We start from the raw sequence: 21,020 nt of genomic DNA, 5'->3' as shown, positions 1-21,020 counted from the left end.
TCGGGATCGCTTTAACGATCCCGATTGCTACAATACTAAATCTTTCAATTTATAGAGTGACTAATTCAAATAAATAATCGTTTAGCTTGCTTAATGTGTTAATTTTATCTTGAGAGTTAATTAACAACGATATATTATTGTTACTCCCTCCGTAAGAGATCATCCTAATTTTCACATCCTGAAGTATTTGAAACAACCTATAAGTATCTGAATGCTTAACTATTGAATGCCCTACCAGACATACTATTGTTTGATTTTTATCTACTTCAATAGAAGCAAATGTTTCTAATGCCGCTACAATCTTATCTAAGTTCCTATCATCATCAATAGTTAACGAAACAGCGACTTCCGAGGTCGTGATCATATCGATTGATGTTTCATAAACCTCAAAAATCTCAAACACCTTTTTCAAGAAACCATGAGCCTGTAACATTCTTCCAGACTTAATCTTAATGGCAGTGATACCATCTTTTGCTGCAATAGCTTTTACGCCTGTTTCTACATAATCGCTTGTAATCGACGTCCCATAAGCTTCGGGATTCATTGTGTTTTTTAAACGTACAGGAATACTATCAGCCCTAACAGGAGTTACCGTTTGCGGGTGCAATATTTTAGCCCCGAAATAAGCCAACTCGGCTGCTTCATCAAACGATAAATTTGAGATAGGTCTCGTATTTTCAACATATCGGGGATCGTTATTGTGCATCCCGTCTATATCTGTCCAAATTTGCACTTCTTCAGCTTTTATAGCTGCACCTATAATAGTTGCAGTATAATCACTACCACCTCGTTGCAAATTAGATATAGCGTTATTATCGTCCAAACAAATAAACCCTTGTGTGATATAAATATCATAGGATCCAACAGTCTCTAACACAGCTTTAAGGTGCGTTTTTATATATTCCTGATCAGGTTCTTTAGCAGCATCAATGCGCATAAAATCCAAAGCCGGCAACAATGCCGAACGAACACCTTCTTGCTTTAAATAAGCATTGAACATATAAGTAGACATTAACTCACCTTGAGCTACAATTTTATTCTCCAGTACTTCCGAAAAAGGTTCTTTAGTAGCGTTCACCAATACATCAAAAACACTTGTAACGTAAGCTTTAACCTCAGTATTCAAAACCTTATCCGTTATAAGTCCATCAATAGTAACCATATATTTTGCAAGTAACGCCTCAATCTTACTTAAAGCTTCATCAACCTCTCCATTGGCAATATCTTCTCCAATAGCTACCAACTGGTTTGTTGTTCCAGACATAGCAGACAACACCACTATCTTTTGTTCACCATCATTGATAATACGCTTAACATTAGCCATGTTCTCAATAGACCCAACCGATGTTCCACCAAATTTTAATACTTTCATCTATATATTCTTAATCTATAATAAATTCTCACTTCGCATAACCGGCACCCTTAAAAACCACCAAAACCTATGCCATTCATTTTCACTAATTTGCAAACAAAATTATAATTCTAAAGCGTAAAAACGATATTTATTTAAAAAAAAGTTTATTTTTACACAAACTGTTAAATAGTTAACATGAAGACCGTATCTAACTGTGTAGAAGACATTTTAATAACACAACCTTACTTAGAGGAAGCACTTTCAAGAAACATTATTAATTTTAGCGCTTTGGCTCTTGAATTAACAGAACCAATTAGCAAAATGCTAAAAAAAGATGTGAAACCCGGCGCTATTATGATGGCCTTAAGACGCTATAGCCCTCCTACAACTTTAACGAATTCCATTAAAATGCGCAAAGTGATTCAAAACTTAGGTGACATAACGGTACGCTCTAATTTAACGGACTTCACAGTAAGGAATTCGGACACATTGATAAACAACCATGCAAAAATCTTAGAACGTATCAATCAGGAATCTAAATTATTCTACACATTTACAAGAGGTATTCACGAAAGCAACATTATTGTTTCAAGCAGCTTAAAAGAATTTATCAGTGAACAATTACGTAATGAAACCTTCCTTGCTACACAAAGCGGGTTATCTGCCATAAGCATAAACTTGCCACAAGACAACTCTAAAATTGCCGGTCTTTATTACCATTTCTTTAAACGACTTGCTTGGGAAGGCATTGTTTTATACGAAGTGTTATCTACTACCAACGAATTTACCATATTAGTTGAAGATGAATATGTAGATAAAGCGTTTACCGCCATTAAAAAGGTAAAATCATAACGCTTGCACCAATAACAAGAATTGAGATTGTTAGTAATTCAAATTATCTTTGCCCTTATTTTACCTTAAAATGATTCTTGAACATAAAGGAATTAATATATTCTACACGGACACAGGAAAAGGTAAAGCCATTGTGCTCTTACATGGCTTTTTAGAAAACCTATCAATGTGGGATGCTTTTATCCCTGAATTATCAAAAAAAAACCGAGTTATATGCATCGATCTACTAGGCCACGGTAAGACAGGTTGCTTGGGTTACGTGCACACTATGGAGCAAATGGCCGAAGCCGTAAAAGCCGTTCTTAAACACTTAAAGATTAGACGTTCTATTTTTATAGGACACTCTATGGGCGGCTACGTTGCATTAGCATATGCCGAAGCGAACCCAGACGCCCTTAAAGGCTTATGCCTAATGAATTCGACTGCTAAAGCCGACACTCCTGAACGCAAGGCAAATCGAGATCGTGCTATTATTGCAGTAAAACAAAACTACAAGACATTTATACGAATGGCCATCTCTAACTTGTTCAGGCCTAAAAACAGGAAAATTTTCTCCAAAGAAATAAAGCACACAAAACAAGAAGCCCTAAAAACACCCGTTCAAGGCATCATAGCTGCTTTAGAAGGCATGAAAATAAGAGACGACAGGGAGGTTCTTTTACATTTTACACCCTATAAAAAAATGATGATAATAAGCAAAAAGGATCCTGTTTTAAACTATAATGAGCTTATCGAACAAACAGAAAACACCAATGTAAATGTTATTGAATTTCCTGATGGACACATGAGTCATATTGAAAATGAAGGCTTATTCCTTCAGCATGCTATGCATTTCATCGAAAATATATAGATTTCAACGATATTTTTATTGATTTCATCTATATTGTTACCTCCAAATCTTAACATCATGGAAAAAACTAATAGCAAACCTGCTTTTATCCCAAAAATGTATTGCTCACTTTTTGGACATGATTTTCAGGTAACAAGAAAAGTTACATGGCATGTTAAAGAATACACATGTAGCCACTGCAAAAAGCAATTAACGACCAACAGTAACGGCAACTTAACAGAACTCACTCCCAAGTTTAAAGAGATTAACGCCATATTAGAACGAATACACAACAAAAGAATGATCCGTTCACAGAGAAAAGCAATCACTTCATCGATTTGTTAATACAAAACTAAATCCAACGAATGATTTTCGATAATTTAATCAACTCATTACAAACTGATTAAATAGCAAAAATGAAACATCCATGACTAAAAATGTTACCGCAAAGGGAAAGGCAATATGGATGTTACATCTGGCAATTAAAAAGCAATAAAAATAAACAGATGAAAAACATTCAATGTAAGGTATTTGGACACGAGTTCCAAATAACCAGACATGTTACCTACCACGTAAAAGAATACTCTTGTAAAAATTGCAAAAAAGAGCTCACCATTAATGGAAATGGTCGTTTAATTATACTCACTCCTAAGCATAAGGAAATTAATGACGTCTTAGCTCGCGTACATCACAAACGAAAAGCAAAAAACCATTCGGTTTCTTACAAGACACAACAACTAAGCGAAATACAACTTGCCTAATTATGCATTAAAGTTCTTCCAACCCTGAGCTTTAATAGGTATTCTCGCATCCGCTCTTGTGACCAAATGCAACCCTGCTGATGCTTCTTTAATATGCCCAATAACCGAAAAGTTGGGATTAGCCTTAATTTTTGGATAATCATCTTGCGAAATTGTAAACAGCAATTCATAATCCTCTCCTCCGTTTAAAGCAACTGTAGTACTGTCAACATTAAACTCCTCACAAGTTGAAATAACTTGTGGATCTAAAGGTATTTTTTCCTCATATAAGTCGCAACCTACTTTACTTTGAGTGCATATATGCATGATCTCAGAAGACAAACCATCACTTATATCAATCATCGCTGTTGGCTTCACTTCCAAGTCGGCTAACAACTTAACAATATCTTTACGCGCTTCGGGTTTAAGCTGGCGCTCAATAATGTAAGAGTAAAGGTCTAAATCGGGCTGATTATTAGGATTAACCTTAAAAACCTCCTTTTCACGTTCTAGTACCTGAAGCCCCATATAAGCCCCTCCCAAATCACCTGTAACAACTAACAGGTCATTAGGTTTAGCACCATTTCTATAAACAACATCACCACTATCAACTTCACCAACTGCTGTAACAGAGATCAACAAACCTTTATTTGACGATGTGGTATCACCACCAACTACATCAATGTTGTAAATCCTTGCTGCCGTTTCTATCCCTGCATACAAATCTTCCAAGGCCTCTAAAGGAAACCTGTTAGAAACCGCAATAGAAACAGTTATTTGCGTAGCCTTAGCATTCATAGCGTACACATCAGACAAATTAACAACCACAGCTTTATAACCCAAATGCTTCAAAGGCATATAGCTCAAATCAAAATGCACCCCTTCGACCAAAAGATCGGTAGAGACCACAATTTGCTTATTCTTAAATTCCAGAACTGCAGCATCATCGCCAATACCCTTTATAGTTGAACTTTGAGTTATTTTAAAATTACCTGTTAAATGATCAATAAGACCAAATTCCCCTAAATCACTTAACTGCGTACGCTGTTGATTTTTATCTTCTATCATGCTGCAAAAATAAGAAGCTTATTCCATAAACCGATAATTTTTATCATTTTAACCTTAAACAAATTATCACACTAAAAACTAAAAATCATCAAGAAACACACCGTTTTATTAGCAATAAGGAAAACCTATCAAACTATATAGCAATATAATGTTAGGTAATATGGTAATCCATGACTTATATTGTATATTTGCACTCTATTTAGAAACCTTCTTAATAAACAATTTTACATAAAGGTGCTTTGAGTTGGTTTTAAAAATAGGAGCTTATATGTGACATATAAACTACCTTGGTGCAAGTGCACGAGGCATTTATAGGAAATTATTTTTGATTTCGAGGCAAGCCTCGGAGCATTTAAATCTCGATTATCGAGTAAAAACTGGTAATATCACATAACTAAATCTAATAAATTATGATTAAGGTTTCTGAAACAGCTAAGAAGAAAGTTATACAACTTATGACAGAAGACGGTTATAGCCCGTCTAACGATTACGTTCGTGTAGGGGTAAAAAGTGGCGGTTGCTCTGGCTTGTCTTACGATTTAAAATTTGACAAGGAAAATCAAGAAGACGACAAAGTATTTGAAGACAACGGCGTAAAAATTATTGTTGACAAAAAAAGCTTTCTTTATTTAATAGGAACTACATTAGAATATTCTGGAGGACTCAACGGAACAGGTTTCGTATTTAATAACCCTAATGCCAATAGAACATGTGGTTGCGGAGAAAGTTTTTCTCTGTAGTTTCTAAAGTAGAAAGTTGTTTAAAGTTAAAAAGTAAATGACAAAATTTAGCTCCTTTGAAGACATAATAGCTTGGCAAAAAGCCAGGGAATTAAACAAAAACATTTACGATGTAACCGAAAGAAATAAATATTTTAATAATGATTTTAGTCTAAGGGATCAAATAAGACGTTCAAGCATTTCAATTTCCTCGAATATAGCCGAGGGATTTGAAAGAGAAACAACAAAAGAATTTATCCGCTATTTATATATTGCCAAGGCTTCACCAGGAGAGTTCCGTTCGCAATTATATTTAGCCTATGATTTAGAATATTTAAGTTCGAAAGAATTTAAAACATTAAATTTAAAAGTAAAAGAAATTTCAAAGTTAACCAGTGGCTTGATTAAATATCTGAGTCCAACATTGTAACTTTTTACTTTACAACATTTAAACAGATAATGAGTAAATATACAGAAGACGATTTAAGAGAAGAACTTAAAACCAAGGAATACGAATACGGATTTTATACCGATATAGAATCCGATACATTTCCTGTTGGTTTAAACGAAGATATTGTACGTGCCATTTCGCAAAAAAAGGAAGAACCGCAATGGATGACCGACTGGAGGCTGGAAGCGTTTCGTATATGGAAAGAAATGACAGAACCCGAATGGGCCAATGTTAAATATGAAAAACCCGATTTTCAAGCAATTTCATACTATTCTGCTCCTAACAGCAAACCAAAGTACAACAGCATTGACGAAGTTGACCCAGAATTATTAGCAACTTTCGAAAAGTTAGGTATTTCTCTTGACGAACAAAAAAAGCTTGCCGGCGTTGCAATGGACGTCGTTGTGGATTCTGTATCTGTGGCAACTACCTTTAAGAAAACCCTTGGAGAAAAAGGCATCATTTTTTGTTCTATAAGCGAGGCCATTAAGGAGCATCCCGAATTAGTAAAAAAATATATTGGAACTGTTGTTCCACAAAAAGACAACTTTTATGCAGCATTAAACAGTGCTGTATTTAGTGATGGAAGTTTCTGTTACATTCCAAAAGGCGTAAAATGCCCTATGGAGTTATCTACTTACTTTAGAATTAATCAAGCTGGCACCGGTCAGTTCGAACGTACTTTGGTTATTGCAGACAAAGGGAGTTACGTAAGTTACCTTGAAGGCTGTACTGCTCCTAGTAGAGATGAAAACCAATTGCATGCTGCCGTAGTTGAACTAATAGCTTTGGATGATGCCGAAATTAAATATTCAACCGTTCAGAACTGGTATCCTGGAAATGCTGAAGGCAAAGGCGGCGTCTTTAATTTTGTTACCAAGCGCGGTTTCTGCGAAACCAATGCAAAAATATCCTGGACGCAGGTAGAAACAGGAAGTGCTATTACTTGGAAATACCCTTCCTGTATATTAAAAGGCGATAATTCAATTGGTGAATTCTATTCCATAGCAGTGACTAACAATTACCAACAAGCCGATACAGGTACAAAAATGATCCATTTGGGCAAAAACACCAAATCGACCATTATCTCTAAAGGTATCTCGGCAGGTAAATCGCAAAACAGTTATCGTGGATTGGTACAAATAAGTTCACGAGCAGAAAATGCCCGTAACTTTTCACAGTGTGACAGCTTGTTAATGGGTAATGCATGTGGTGCCCATACCTTCCCTTATATTGAAGTTAAAAATAAATCGGCTAAAATAGAACACGAGGCCACAACCAGTAAAATTGGAGAAGACCAAATTTTTTATTGTAACCAACGTGGAATCGACACTGAAAAAGCCATCGCATTAATAGTAAATGGTTTTAGCAAGGACGTATTGAATAAATTACCTATGGAATTTGCAGTTGAAGCGCAAAAACTATTAGAAATAAGTTTAGAAGGAAGTGTTGGGTAAAATTCAAAAACATAAACTCATAAAACGAACATTAATAATAGTTGATTACTAAAATTTAAACCTGTGAGAAGAGCATTAATTCTATTAGTTTGTTTAATCGCTTTTGCCAGTTGCAAAAAAGACAACAAAAAAAGTGCATCAGGAGAACACCTAGAAGCTATTGCAAAAAATGATGATTTAACACTTATAAAAGGTGAATTTATTTATTATGCTGATGCCGCCGTACTGCAAACCAATACAGACATATACGGTGTTGTGATAGACACAAAAATGCACGAACTCAATGAACAAGTAAAAAAATATAAAGTTGCAGATACCGATATGGTCCCTGTTGAGATCCGCGGTAAGATAATCCCAAAACCAGAAAAAGAAGAAGGTTGGCCATTTCGAATTGAAATAAAGGAAATTTTAAATGTTTCGAGACCCAACCCAAAAGATAACAACGTTATAAAATTAGGAAACGAATAATAATAGTATGTTAAAAATTGAAAACTTACACGCAAGTGTTGAAGATAAAACGATTCTAAAAGGTATAAACCTTGAAGTAAAAGCTGGAGAAGTACACGCCATTATGGGACCCAACGGTTCTGGTAAAAGTACACTAGCATCTGTTATTGCAGGTAAAGAAGATTATGAGGTAACCAAGGGAAAGATAAGCTTTAACGATGAAGATATTGAAGAGTTAGCTGCCGAAGAACGTGCCCATAAAGGCATTTTCCTTTCTTTTCAATATCCTGTTGAGATCCCAGGAGTTTCCGTTACCAACTTCATGAAAACAGCCATCAACGAAACACGAAAGGCCAAAGGCTTAGAAGAAATGCCTGCTAAAGACATGCTTAAGCTTATTCGAGAAAAATCGGAGCTACTGGAAATTGACAGGAAATTTTTATCTCGCTCGCTTAATGAAGGCTTCTCCGGAGGAGAGAAAAAGCGTAATGAAATTTTTCAAATGGCTATATTGGAACCGCAATTGGCTATTTTGGATGAAACCGATTCTGGATTAGATATTGATGCTTTACGTATAGTAGCAAACGGTGTAAACAAATTAAAAAGCAAAGATAATGCTGTAGTTGTAATCACGCACTATCAAAGACTTTTAGACCATATAGTACCTGATTATGTTCACGTTTTGTACAATGGTAAAATTGTAAAATCAGGAACAAAAGAATTGGCTCACGAACTTGAGGAGAAAGGTTACGATTGGATTAAACAAGAAGTAAACGCTTAAACTAGTAAGCAGTCACAATCTCAGTGAGCAGTTATTTTACTGTAAACTGTAAACTGCGACTGAAAACTGAAACAAATGGATTTAAAAGAAAAATTAATAGCATCCTTTCTGGTATTTGAGAACCAAACCGACGTAGATACTTATGTACACGACATAAGAACTGATGCTATCAAAACATTTGAAGAAAAAGGTTTTCCTTCTAAAAAGGAAGAAGCTTGGAAATACACCTCTCTAAACAGTATTTTAAAACAAGATTACAGTGTGTTCCCTAAGCAAGAAAACGCTTTGGAATATAAAGACATAAAAAAATATTTTATCCACGATATAGATACCTATAAAATTGTTTTTATTGATGGAAAATATTCGTCGCATTTATCGCAAACCACACACGATGGCATGGATGTTTGCCTTATGTCGGCTGCACTTTCTAAACCAAAATACCGTTTAGTTATTGAAAACTATTTTAATGTAGCTGCCACAAAGGATAGCTTAACATCATTAAACACAGCATTTTCAAGTGAAGGGGCTTATATTCATATTCCAAAAAATAAATTAGTAGACAAACCTATTCAAATAATAAACTTCTCTACAGGTAACGAGTCGGCAACCATGGTGCAACCTCGTAATTTAATTGTAGTAGAAGAAAATTCGCATGTTCAAATTATTGAGCGTCACCAAAGTTTAACTGACAACCCAGTATTAACCAATAGCGTTACTGAAGTTTTTACCAAAAAACGTGCTATTGTAGATTATTACAAAATTCAGAATGACAATACCAATGCATCCTTAATAGATAATACCTTTATTAAGCAATTGCGAGAAAGCATTTGTTCCGTACACACCTTCTCTTTTGGTGGTAAATTAACCCGTAACAATCTTAATTTTTACCAACATGGCGAACGTATTGATTCTACTTTAAAAGGCATCACAATTATTGGCGACAAACAACATGTAGATCACAATACCTTAGTACACCATATAGAACCAAATTGTGAAAGCCATCAAGACTACAAAGGTATTTTTGGTGATAGTGCTACGGGTGTATTCAACGGGAAAGTCGTTGTTGAAAAAGAAGCACAAAAGACGAACGCGTTCCAGGCAAACAATAACATTCTGGTTAGCGATAAGGCAGCAATTAACACGAAACCGCAACTTGAAATTTTTGCCGATGATGTTAAGTGTTCGCATGGCTGCACTATTGGTCAGCTAGACGAAAGCGCCATGTTTTATTTACGCTCGCGAGGCATACCCGAAAAAGAAGCCAAAGCCCTATTAATGTATGCTTTTAGTAACAACGTTTTGGATTCGGTTAAAATACCAGAAATAAAACAACGCATCAACAAGATCATAGCCAATAAGCTAGGTGTAAACATTGGTTTTGACCTGTAATCCTTAAAGTTGTCGAACCCCATTTGCTATAAATATGTTTAGAGCTGAAGATATTAGAAAAGACTTCCCCATACTTAACCGTGAGGTAAATGGGAATCCCTTGATTTACTTAGATAATGCTGCGACGTCTCAAACCCCTCAACAGGTTATAGATACAATTGTTGATTATTATTCAAATTATAATGCTAATATCCACCGTGGTGTTCACACCTTAAGTCAAGAAGCTACCGATAAATATGAACAAGCGCGCTTAAAAATACAAGCGCACTTTCATGCTAAGCATGCTCACGAGATTATATTAACTTCTGGAACAACCCATAGCATCAATATTGTAGCTAGCGGATTTACCTCACTTTTAAATGAAGGAGACGAAATTATTGTATCTGCATTAGAACACCATAGCAATATTGTTCCTTGGCAAATGCTCTGCGAACGTACCGGAGCCATTTTAAAAGTCATTCCCATGAACCAAGATGGCGAATTACTTATGGAAGCATATCACGGGCTACTAAGTGAAAAAACAAAACTGGTTTTTGTTAACCATATTTCAAATGCTTTAGGCACGATCAATCCCATTGAACACATAATCGAAAAAGCACACCAGATAGGTGCTGCTGTTTTAATTGATGGCGCACAGGCTTGTCCACATATAAAAATAGACGTTCAAAAACTCGATGTAGACTTTTATGTGGCATCCGCTCACAAAATGTGTGGTCCAACTGGAGTGGGTATGTTGTATGGAAAAGAAGCTTTGCTTAAAGAATTACCTCCATACCAAGGCGGGGGTGAAATGATTGCTGAAGTTACGTTCGAAAAAACGACCTATGCAGATTTACCCCATAAATTTGAGGCCGGTACACCTAATATTTGTGGAGGCATTGCCTTTGGGGCAGCCATAGACTATATGAATGCCATTGGCATAGACACTATTGCTGCTTATGAAAATGAATTGCTGGAATATGCCACCAAAAAACTCCTGGAGATTGAAGGACTAAAAATATACGGCACTTCAAAACGTAAAACATCGGTTATTTCGTTTAATTTAGAAGGCGTACACCCCTATGACGTTGGTACTATTTTAGATAAATTGGGTATTGCCGTCCGAACCGGACACCATTGTGCCCAACCTATTATGAATTTCTACAATATCCCAGGTACGGTTAGAGCTTCCTTTTCTTTTTACAACACTAAAAATGAAATCGACGCACTCATCGATGGTGTCAAGAAAGCACAGCGCATGCTTTCTTAATATGAACCTTGTTTAAGAAAAGCATATCTCTTCGTGGGGAATTCTGCAAGAATTTTACACCCAAGGCTCACGTTTTCTTAATGATGTAACCTAGTTCAAATAACAAGAAGTCAAACAAGCTTTTTGCAAATTATAACCTTCTTTTTTATCTTTCAGACATCAAAACTGTAAAGACTACATGAACAAAAAAAGAACAGGATTACTCATTCTATTAATTTTAAATTGTCTCATCACATTAGGACAAAAACAAAAACCAAATTTTATTTTAATTGTAGCCGACGACCTAGGGTATGGCGATTTAAGTTTAACTGGAAGTTCCCAAATTAAAACACCAAACATAGACAAACTTGCAAAGGAAGGCATGTTTTTTTCACAAGGTTATGTATCTTCTGCTGTTTGTAGTCCGTCAAGAGCTGGATTTATTACAGGTATTAACCAAGTGGAATTTGGACATGATAATAATTTAGAAGACAACCAACCAGGTTTTGATCCCGAATATCTAGGACTACCCATATCTGTAAAAACGATAGCCGATCATTTAAAACCTTTAGGATATATTAGTGGTTTGATAGGAAAATGGCATCTTGGACATGCCAAACAATTTCACCCCTTGCAACGTGGTTTCGATGAATTTTGGGGTTATACTGGAGGTGGTCACGACTACTTTGTTTCAGAACCTAATGGAAAAGGTTATCGGGCTCCCCTAGAATGTAATTACAAAACACCCCAACAAATAACCTATATTACAGACGATAAAGGTGATGAGTGTGTGGATTTCATTAAACGACATAAAGACAAAGCATTCTTCCTATTCGCTTCCTTTAACGCTCCACATACGCCTATGCAAGCCACCAAAGAGGACCTTGAGCTTTATGCCCACATAAAAGACTCCAAAAGACGTACCTATGCCGCCATGGTACATCGTTTAGATGTTAATGTTGGTAAAATCATAAACACTTTAAAAAATCAAGGCTTAGACAAAAACACTTTAGTTGTATTTATTAGTGATAATGGAGGTCCAACTAAAACAAATGGCTCTATTAATGCACCATATAACGGAAAGAAAGGCACCTTATTAGAAGGTGGTATTCATGTCCCTTATATTATGTATTGGCCAGGAACTATCCCTTCAGGCAGTACATACAGCAACCCTGTTTCCTCATTAGACTTTGCTCCCACCTTTATGGCATTAGCTGGAGGAAATGAAAAAGCTATTTCGTTTAGTGGTGTTAATTTACTTCCTATAATCACATCAACAACCCCATTAGCAAAACCCCACGAGCTGCTTAAATGGCGGTTTACCATCAGCGCTGCTATTAGAAAAGGTGAATGGAAATTAATAAGGCTCCCAGACAGATTACCCCTACTGTACCATTTACCATCCGACCCTTCAGAGCAAAATAACCTTGCCCTTAAACATTTAGAAACAACAAAAGATTTGCTAAAGGCACTAGGCGAATGGGACGTAACACTACCACACCCTGTGTTTTTAGAAGGTGCCCAATGGAAAAAAACTCAACTTAAACAATATGATGCACCATACAAAATAACGCAGCCCGACTAGAATTAGCAACAAGTTAGGTAGTTTATCGAAAAGGCAGTGCTTTTAAAGATTTTATGTTTCTATTTTTCTAATAAATTATATCTTTTATTAGACCTTAACCAAAACCATCCAAAATGAAACAGATTTTTTTAAGAATTGGAGTTGTCTTGTTGTTGTTTTCTGCATGTAACGACAATGATGTCGATATTACTCAAGATCAAATTGAAATTGACATGAGTGATTTTTTTGTCTATACCGATTTTGATACCAGCGTAACTTCCAAGAAAGTACAAGGAAAAGGAAACATAGAGCCTTGTTATACAATGCAAAACCTAAACCGGTTATTGAATGAAAACCCAGCGTTGGAAAAAAGGATGTACGATATAGAATATCATACAAGAAAATTCGTTGCGGCTAAAAAGCCTACCGGGACTCCTGGTGGCGGTCCTCCAGGGAACAATGAAGATCCGGATCCACCAACTGACCCAATCCCTTATGATGGGCCAATAACCATCCCTGTGGTTGTTAATATTATTGAAAATTATGAAGGGCAGGTTTCAGATACTCAAATTAATTCCCAAATAGCTATCTTAAATGAAGATTTTAATAACAGTAACCCCAATACATCTCAAGTGCCCAATGAATTTGCAAACTTAGTCGCCAATTACAATATTACGTTTACACTAAGCGAAATAAACAGGAAAATTTCTAATAAGAAAAGCTGGGGCACCAGAGATGCTATGAAATCTTCCAAAAAAGGAGGCATTGATGCCACCGACACCTCCCACTATCTAAACATATGGGTTTGTGAAATTGGTGGTGGCATACTTGGCTATGCTCAATTTCCGGGAGGCCGAGCCTCTACAGACGGGGTCGTAATAAGCACCAATTACTTTGGTGAAACCGGTGGTGTTTATGGAGATGGCAGAACAGCAACCCATGAAGTGGGGCATTGGCTAAACCTACGGCACATATGGGGCGATGGTGGTTGTTCGGTAGATGATTATGTTGATGACACTCCAATATCGGACGGACCTAACTATGGCTGTCCAGAACACCCAACTACAGCATGTGGTTCAACCGATATGACCATGAACTATATGGATTATGTTTACGACGATTGTATGTATATGTTTACTGTTGATCAGCATACCAGATCCAGAGCTTTATTTGCAAGCGATGGGTTCAGAAGCAGTTTTGTAAACTCAAACTAAAATTTTCCATAATAAATTTATAAAGGCGCTCATTTTGGCGTCTTTTTTGTATTATGATGTTAACTATGAAATGAGCTATAACATATCTTGACACCCTCTGGGATGATTGTCGGCAAAATCGAAGATTTACGAACACCTTTGAAAAACGATTATAAACGATGTGAATAAATTGTATCTGACCAAATAAAGAATTTCTTGAAACGAACTATCCCCGAGGCAGAGCCATAGGGGTATTTCACTCGTTTCATTTTGACCTCACAAGGCCAAAAACCGAAATTCTGTATTTAGATTCCCGTTTTAACGGGAATGACAATTTCAACGGAAACCCCGACGCTGAGCGTCGAGGAATTCTTTTTGATTAAAAACAAATAAAACAAGCGTATGAAACTTACTTTAACCCTACTGGTTATTATTGCTATGAATACTTGCGGTAATACAACCAAAACGATGGCTGGCCAATCCAACAACAATAACATAACAAAACTTAATGGTTCATACCATATTACCACATTATATGATTTGGATGTAATCATGAATAACCTCTCTATCGATTTTAACGATCAAGAGCAAAAACTTTCAGGATTTTCAGGTTGCAATCGTTTCTTCGGCAAGTATACATTAGAAGCCAACACCATAGAAGTTGGTCCCTTGGCCTCAACTAAAATGCTTTGTCGAGAAACAGCCAATACCATTGAATCTAAAATACACGATGCTTTATCAAAAATTAACAGGGTAATAATTGATGGTGAACTATTAAAGCTTGCAAAGGACAATACCATAATAATAACAGCCACAAAGTCCCAAGGGAATGAAACTGTTTTTAATTACTCAGCACTATCCCGTGGTAAATTTGAAGACATTACAATTAGTAAATCTACTATTTCAGTAAAAAAAGACAGAAATTCTAAGCCAATCAAAAAGACCTGCAGCAAAGCCGATTGGCAAAAACTCATTTCTCTCTTAAAAGACATACCACTCGATAGCTTACCCAAGCTAAAAGCACCAACAGAAGCTCGCTTTTATGACGGAGCAGCTATAGGAAAGTTAAAGATTAATTACAACAATGTTAGCTATGAGTCCTCCAACTTCGATCATGGCAAACCTCCCAAAGCCATTGAAGTACTTGTTAAAGAAATCTTATCAATTGGTCAAAACATTGAATAACAATATTTCTTGTTGTATTTTTGCTTAAAATTATGACTGTGACCATTCAAGAGATACAAAACGAAATAATTGATGAGTTTTCCATGTTCGACGACTGGGAAGAACGCTATCAATATATGATCGATTTAGGTAAAGAATTACCTTTAATAGACGACCAATACAAAACCGACAGTAACCTAATTAAAGGTTGCCAAAGTAAAGTATGGGTACATGCCGAAATGCATGACGATAAAATTTGTTTTACTGCAGACAGCGATGCTATTATTACAAAAGGCATCATTGCTATTTTAATTCGTGTGTTTTCAGAGCAACATCCTAAGGATATTATTGATTCCGACACCGATTTTATAGATAGAATAGGCTTAAAGGAACATTTATCGCCTACACGAGCCAATGGCTTAGTAAGCATGGTAAAACAGCTTAAAATGTATGCGATTGCATACCAAACACAACTTAATTAGTTGAGTTTTTTGTAGTGAAGTTGTTTAGAAAGACACGACTAAACAACAAACAACTTAACATATAACAATTTATAAGATGAGTGAAACAACAATAGATACAAATGCTTTAGGAGAAAAAATAGTAAACGTATTAAAAACCATTTACGATCCAGAAATACCTGTAGATATTTACGAACTAGGTTTAATCTACGATGTTTTTGTTAATGAAGACTACGATGTGAAAATCTTAATGACCTTAACAACACCTAATTGTCCGGTAGCAGAAACACTCCCTCTAGAAGTTGAAGAAAAAGTTAAATCGCTTGACGATGTAAAGAGTGCCGAAGTAGAAATTACTTTCGATCCACCTTGGAGTCAAGATTTAATGAGCGAAGAAGCTAAATTAGAATTGGGGATGTTATAAAATTAGTTGGCAGTGTGCAGTAGCAGTTGGCAGTATCAAAATACATGTTTAATTGCGGCAAAAAAAAATTAGCAGTATACACTTGTGAAAGATGAAATTGTAAATCGCGTTGCAAATAGTAAACTTGTTACTATTGACCTTGAAGACTACTATCCTCAAGGAGCACGATTATTATTTGACATTAAAGACTGGCTTTTCGAAGGCTTTGTATTAAAAGAAAAAGACTTTAGAGAACAAGCTGCCAATTACAATTGGGAGCAATACCAAGACAATTACGTAGCGTTAACATGTAGTAGCGATGCCATTATTCCAGGTTGGGCTTATATGCTTTTGGGTATCTATTTAGAAACTTTTGCTAAAAAAGTTATTATTGGCGACTTGGAGCATTTAGAAACGGCCATCTATCAAGACATTATAAATGGTCTAGATATTTCTGAATTCGAGAACAAACCAGTTATCATAAAAGGGTGTTCCAATAAACCTGTTCCCCAAAATGCGTATATCATGCTAGCAAACAAACTTAAACCCATAGCAAAATCCATCATGTACGGAGAGGCTTGCTCTTCTGTTCCATTATTCAAAAACAAATAATTATTATATTTACTGTGACCTATTACTAAAAAAGGGTCTTAATAACCATAGCACCACTTTATAATTATAAAGTGGTGCTATGGTTAAACAAATACAACAATTTATTTTCCCTAAATATCATTATTAAACATGAAAAAAAAATTACTACTACTTAGTTTTTTTATCGGTATTTTTTCGATAAAAGCACAAACCTTAGATGAATTAAAATCAAAACTAGCCGTTGAAAAGGACTCTCTTAAAGCAGTACAAGGACGTGTAAAAGCGATTCAATCTCAAATAGATGGTTTACCAGGGTGGAAAAAAGGTGCTTTTGGTACCATAGGCGGTAGCATTTCTAACTTTAAAAACTGGTACGCCCAAGGCACTCCCAATAACAGCTCAGGAAATATTGGTTTTACAATTAACGCTTTTGCAAATTTAAACCAAGAAAAATTCTTTTGGAGAAATGCCGCTCAAATCAATCTCTCATGGGTTAAACTAGACGACAAGGACAACCCTAATGACAGCGAGGATTTTAGAGAAGCTACCGATGTTTTTAACCTCACTTCTTTATATGGTAGAAAGCTAAGTAAAACAATTGCAGTTTCTGGACTAGTAGAATACCGGACGACGATATTGAGTAATTTTAACGATCCTGGTTATTTGGATTTAGGGGTTGGTGGCACTTGGACACCCATTAAAGACCTAGTAGTAGTTGTACACCCGTTAAACTACAACTTTGTATTTAGCAACGAAACAACCATTTTCGATTCGTCAATGGGAGCCAAAATCCTTGCAGACTACACCAAAAAAATTGGCGCTGTAAATTTTAAATCCAACCTCTCTATGTTTCAAAGCTACAAGGATTCCAATCTATCCAACTGGACATGGACCAATTCATTTGGTTACACCTTATGGAAAATGATTGGTGTTGGATTTGATTTTGGCTTAAGGGACAATAAGCAAGAAGCTTTAAATTATGCAATCAACACACTAGGAAATACAAATGAAACATTCGATAGTGTAGATAACGACTTGCAAAGCTATTGGATGTTGGGACTTAATTACAAGTTCTAAAAACAACATCGTCTTACATTATAAAATGCGTTTCTTGAACAGAAACGCATTTTTTTTGCAATAACAATCTCACAAAACAACTAACAACATGAGACTTTACAACATTTAAAATTTCTCAATCCCTTTATTTATGCACTTTTACTCACGTATTCGCATTTTATCTGTTTTTTTTGCATTTCATCGATTTTTTTGTATCTTACACCCGATTTAAACGGAGAACCATAATCAAAACTAAAAATTAACAACCAATTAATTTTTAGAAACCAAATCGTTTGAACTAACACCTACTAATATGAAGAAAATTGTTTTAGCAGAAGATAACACAACGCTTTCCTTGCTACTAAAGTTTAGATTGGAAAAAGAAGGCTATACGTTATTCATGGCAAAAGACGGCAAAGAAGCTACAGAACTTATAGAAGCTCATGAGCCAGACCTCATCATAACCGATATTATGATGCCCTTTATAAGTGGTCTCGAAGTTATTAGTCACGTTCGGATTAAGCTAGATATGGACACCCCAATAATCGTTTTCTCGGCTGCCGGTCAGGAAGAAATGGTCCTTAAAGCTTTTAATTTAGGGGCTAATGATTTTATGGGAAAACCCTTTAGCCCTAATGAACTGGTCATTAGAGTAAAACGATTACTTACAGTAGTAGCAATAAGCTAAATTATACTTCACCTCTCTCACCAAATGATTAACTACCAACCCCTTATATCCCATTTTAAAGAATCTCCTTTGCTAATTCAAATAGCTTGGGTTGCTAGTTGTGTTTTGATAACAGCCATTATTTTACTTTCTATCTACCTAAAAATAATGCGCTATCATCTTAGAAAAAAAGAAAAGGAGAACACTCAGTTTAAAAATGAATATGAAGCTTCCCTTATAGAATATCTTTATTCCGGAGATGCATTGGGCGAAATGAACGCCACACAGGAATCTATCATTCAAAAAATAAAAGTGTCGGTTCCAATAAAGGCTAAACGAAAAATAATTATATCTGTATTATACAACTTAATGAATGAGGTGTCTGGCGAAATGTCGGACTCCATTAAACTATTGTATTACAAAACCGGACTCATACGTTATGCATTAGAACGTTTAGAAAGCAAACGTTGGCATATCATTGCCAAAGGTATTGGCGAACTTACACGGTTTAAAATTGATGAAGTACACCATAAAGTTTCAAAATTCGTAAATCATCCTAGAAGTGAAGTCCGTAAAGAAACACAGTTGTATTTAGTGAGTTTATTTAGATTTGAAGGGCTCTCCTTTTTAAACAATTTAACAACACCGCTTTCTGAATGGGCACAAATACAATTACTGGAAACCTTACAAAAATTTGACGACCAACAAATATGTGATATTAGACCTTGGTTAAAATCAACGAATGACTCTGTAGTTCTATTTGCCTTAAAATTAGCCCAAATCTATAATCAATTTGAAGTTCAAGACACCTTAATGGAATTACTGTCACACCCTAAAAAACAAATTAGAATAACTGCCATTCAAGTACTAACTCATTTATACGGTGTTGAAGCAAAAGAACTATTAAAAGCAAACTTTAACGACCTTAGTTTAGAAGAGCAGATCTGTTTCTTTGGCATGTTAGAAAAATTAGTAATGCCTACTGATGAACCTTTTGTTGAAAAATACCTGTTCCATAAAAACTTTGAAATTCAGCTTTTAGCACTTAAAATATTGAAATCCATCAATATTGACAAATACATGGGATTAAGCCAAACAGCAACAAACGAGAAAGACTCGTCCATGATAAAATTAGTAAACTCCTTATAACTATGGATACTAGTACAGTTAAAATCATTTTACAAATACTCCATTTTTTGTTTTTTGGATATGCTTTCCTTGCCATTGTATCTTATATTATATTATCGATTATTTCAGGCAAGGAAACACTCGAATACCTTAAAAAAAACAGTTTTGTTCATTATAAGGACATTTTATCTTCAGCCATGTCGCCTTCCATAACCATTATTGCTCCCGCTTATAACGAAAGTCTTAACGTGGTAGAAAATGTTAGGTCACTTTTATCCAATCACTATGTAAATTATAATGTAATTATTGTAAACGATGGTAGCAAAGATGATAGTTTAGAAAGACTTATTGAAGCATACGATTTAGAAAAAATAGACTATATCGTTAATGATAAAATAAAGACCAAACCACTGCGTGCCGGGGTATTTAAATCTAAAAATCCTGCGTTCGAAAAGCTTATGGTCGTAGATAAGGAAAATGGTGGTAAAGCAGATGCCTTGAATATGGGATTAAACATTAGCAAAAGTAAATATGTTGCTTGTATCGATGTGGATTGCCTATTGCTTGAAGATGCCCTACAAAAAATGATAAAACCATTTCTTGACGAAACAGACACTAGGGTTATTGCTGCTGGAGGGGTTATAAGAATTGCCAATTCATGTATTATTCGAGGAGGTAAACTTATAGATGTTAATTTACCGAAGAATTTACTGGTTCAGTCGCAAATATTAGAATATTTAAGAGCCTTTTTACTAGGTCGTATGGCATGGAGCAGGCTAAACGGCTTATTAGTTATCTCTGGAGCATTCGGAATATTTGACAAGGAAATAGCCATTGCCGTTGGTGGTTACGATACCAATACTGTTGGCGAGGACATGGAAATTATAGTACGTATGCGGCGGTATATGGAAGAAAAAAATGAAAAATACAGAGTTTCATATATTCCAGACCCCTTGTGTTGGACAGAAGCACCAGACAGTTATAAAATATTTATTTCCCAACGTAACAGATGGACTCGAGGTACCATTGAAACCTTAAAAAAGCATCGTAAAATTGGCTTTAACCCTAAATACGGTTCCTTTGGTATGTTAAGCTATCCTTACTGGCTTATTTTTGAGCGTATGGCACCAATTATAGAAGTTATTGGTCTAATTTACTTTGCTATTTTAGTTATACTACAAGAGGTAAAATGGGAATATGCGTTATCATTTTTAGTTTTATCGTATATGTTCTCTGTGTTGTTTTCCATTATTGCAATTTATTCGGAAGAGTTAACCTTTCACCAATACAAAAAGAAAGGTACCGGTTTTAAATTAGTACTATTGAGTGCTTTAGAACCTTTCCTATTACACCCATTTGTATTATATGCCGCTATTCGTGGAAATTTTGACTATTTCTTTAACAAGAAAAAGAAATGGGGAAATATGGTTAGAAAAGGCTTAGCAACAACTTAATCAAACAGTTTCAAAAAAAAAATT

22 protein-coding genes are annotated in these 21,020 nt (G+C 35.5%); 20 read left to right on the top strand and 2 right to left on the bottom strand.

Features of this window, described 5'->3' with window-relative positions:
* Nucleotides 1-49 precede the first annotated feature (49 nt).
* Nucleotides 50-1,372 carry an aspartate kinase gene (locus JF259_RS05820; protein WP_199114368.1) on the bottom strand — a complete coding sequence of 441 codons (1,323 nt, stop codon included), beginning with the start codon at nt 1,370-1,372 and terminating at the stop codon, nt 50-52.
* A gap of 177 nt (nt 1,373-1,549) precedes the next feature.
* On the opposite strand from JF259_RS05820, the gene JF259_RS05815 reads away from it, so the two are divergent.
* The 3 genes from JF259_RS05815 to JF259_RS05805 all read left to right on the top strand — a co-directional run bounded on the left by JF259_RS05815 (nt 1,550) and on the right by JF259_RS05805 (nt 3,796).
* Nucleotides 1,550-2,206, top strand: coding sequence for a hypothetical protein (locus JF259_RS05815; RefSeq protein WP_199114367.1), 657 nt, complete (start codon nt 1,550-1,552; stop codon nt 2,204-2,206).
* Nucleotides 2,207-2,276: 70 nt separating this feature from the next.
* The gene (locus JF259_RS05810; RefSeq protein ID WP_199114366.1) at nt 2,277-3,056 is read left to right on the top strand and encodes an alpha/beta fold hydrolase; all 780 of its coding nucleotides are present in this window, start codon (nt 2,277-2,279) and stop codon (nt 3,054-3,056) included.
* Between the two features lie 485 nt (nt 3,057-3,541).
* Nucleotides 3,542-3,796, top strand: coding sequence for a hypothetical protein (locus JF259_RS05805; RefSeq protein WP_199114365.1), 255 nt, complete (start codon nt 3,542-3,544; stop codon nt 3,794-3,796).
* Here JF259_RS05805 and thiL read toward each other — a convergent pair whose 3' ends face one another.
* Nucleotides 3,797-4,843 (bottom strand): thiamine-phosphate kinase, encoded by a 1,047-nt coding sequence (thiL, locus tag JF259_RS05800; protein WP_199114364.1) that lies wholly within the window; start codon nt 4,841-4,843, stop codon nt 3,797-3,799.
* A 410-nt stretch (nt 4,844-5,253) separates the two neighbouring features.
* Here thiL and JF259_RS05795 point away from each other — a divergent pair, with 410 nt between their 5' ends.
* The 17 genes from JF259_RS05795 (at nt 5,254) to JF259_RS05715 (ending at nt 20,996) form a co-directional block, all read left to right on the top strand.
* Entirely contained in the window at nt 5,254-5,583 is a 330-nt protein-coding gene (locus JF259_RS05795) for a HesB/IscA family protein (RefSeq protein ID WP_199114363.1), read from the top strand.
* Between the two features lie 37 nt (nt 5,584-5,620).
* Nucleotides 5,621-5,992, top strand: a complete 372-nt coding sequence (locus JF259_RS05790) for a four helix bundle protein (RefSeq protein WP_199114362.1) — start codon at nt 5,621-5,623, stop codon at nt 5,990-5,992.
* Nucleotides 5,993-6,021: 29 nt separating this feature from the next.
* A complete protein-coding gene (gene sufB, locus JF259_RS05785) occupies nt 6,022-7,470 on the top strand; it encodes a Fe-S cluster assembly protein SufB (protein WP_199114361.1) in 1,449 nt (482 codons plus the stop codon).
* A gap of 63 nt (nt 7,471-7,533) precedes the next feature.
* A complete protein-coding gene (locus JF259_RS05780) occupies nt 7,534-7,938 on the top strand; it encodes a hypothetical protein (RefSeq protein ID WP_199114360.1) in 405 nt (134 codons plus the stop codon).
* 7 nt (nt 7,939-7,945) lie between these two features.
* On the top strand, nt 7,946-8,698 hold the full coding sequence (sufC, locus tag JF259_RS05775) for a Fe-S cluster assembly ATPase SufC (protein ID WP_199114359.1): 753 nt from the start codon (nt 7,946-7,948) through the stop codon (nt 8,696-8,698).
* Nucleotides 8,699-8,773: 75 nt separating this feature from the next.
* Nucleotides 8,774-10,087 (top strand): Fe-S cluster assembly protein SufD, encoded by a 1,314-nt coding sequence (sufD, locus tag JF259_RS05770; protein WP_199114358.1) that lies wholly within the window; start codon nt 8,774-8,776, stop codon nt 10,085-10,087.
* A gap of 34 nt (nt 10,088-10,121) precedes the next feature.
* A complete protein-coding gene (locus JF259_RS05765) occupies nt 10,122-11,336 on the top strand; it encodes an aminotransferase class V-fold PLP-dependent enzyme (RefSeq protein ID WP_199114357.1) in 1,215 nt (404 codons plus the stop codon).
* Nucleotides 11,337-11,514: 178 nt separating this feature from the next.
* Nucleotides 11,515-12,900 (top strand): sulfatase-like hydrolase/transferase, encoded by a 1,386-nt coding sequence (locus JF259_RS05760; RefSeq protein ID WP_199114356.1) that lies wholly within the window; start codon nt 11,515-11,517, stop codon nt 12,898-12,900.
* Between the two features lie 113 nt (nt 12,901-13,013).
* On the top strand, nt 13,014-14,093 hold the full coding sequence (locus tag JF259_RS05755; RefSeq protein WP_199114355.1) for a zinc metalloprotease: 1,080 nt from the start codon (nt 13,014-13,016) through the stop codon (nt 14,091-14,093).
* Nucleotides 14,094-14,474: 381 nt separating this feature from the next.
* Nucleotides 14,475-15,257 (top strand): META domain-containing protein, encoded by a 783-nt coding sequence (locus tag JF259_RS05750; protein ID WP_199114354.1) that lies wholly within the window; start codon nt 14,475-14,477, stop codon nt 15,255-15,257.
* A gap of 38 nt (nt 15,258-15,295) precedes the next feature.
* The gene (locus JF259_RS05745; RefSeq protein WP_199114443.1) at nt 15,296-15,718 is read left to right on the top strand and encodes a SufE family protein; all 423 of its coding nucleotides are present in this window, start codon (nt 15,296-15,298) and stop codon (nt 15,716-15,718) included.
* A 76-nt stretch (nt 15,719-15,794) separates the two neighbouring features.
* Nucleotides 15,795-16,121: an SUF system Fe-S cluster assembly protein gene (locus JF259_RS05740; RefSeq protein WP_199114353.1), complete on the top strand. Its 327-nt coding sequence runs from the start codon at nt 15,795-15,797 to the stop codon at nt 16,119-16,121.
* A gap of 84 nt (nt 16,122-16,205) precedes the next feature.
* Nucleotides 16,206-16,712 carry a DUF2480 family protein gene (locus JF259_RS05735; protein ID WP_199114352.1) on the top strand — a complete coding sequence of 169 codons (507 nt, stop codon included), beginning with the start codon at nt 16,206-16,208 and terminating at the stop codon, nt 16,710-16,712.
* 129 nt (nt 16,713-16,841) lie between these two features.
* The gene (locus tag JF259_RS05730) at nt 16,842-17,768 is read left to right on the top strand and encodes a DUF3078 domain-containing protein (protein ID WP_199114351.1); all 927 of its coding nucleotides are present in this window, start codon (nt 16,842-16,844) and stop codon (nt 17,766-17,768) included.
* A 292-nt stretch (nt 17,769-18,060) separates the two neighbouring features.
* On the top strand, nt 18,061-18,435 hold the full coding sequence (locus tag JF259_RS05725) for a response regulator transcription factor (protein WP_199114350.1): 375 nt from the start codon (nt 18,061-18,063) through the stop codon (nt 18,433-18,435).
* A 69-nt stretch (nt 18,436-18,504) separates the two neighbouring features.
* Nucleotides 18,505-19,563: a HEAT repeat domain-containing protein gene (locus tag JF259_RS05720; RefSeq protein ID WP_199114349.1), complete on the top strand. Its 1,059-nt coding sequence runs from the start codon at nt 18,505-18,507 to the stop codon at nt 19,561-19,563.
* Between the two features lie 2 nt (nt 19,564-19,565).
* On the top strand, nt 19,566-20,996 hold the full coding sequence (locus JF259_RS05715; RefSeq protein ID WP_199114348.1) for a glycosyltransferase family 2 protein: 1,431 nt from the start codon (nt 19,566-19,568) through the stop codon (nt 20,994-20,996).
* Nucleotides 20,997-21,020: the final 24 nt, after the last annotated feature.

Origin of the sequence: Snuella sedimenti (assembly GCF_016428595.1) — a bacterium.
Taxonomy (GTDB): domain Bacteria; phylum Bacteroidota; class Bacteroidia; order Flavobacteriales; family Flavobacteriaceae; genus Snuella; species Snuella sedimenti.
This window is presented reverse-complemented; position numbering and strand designations above follow the sequence as displayed.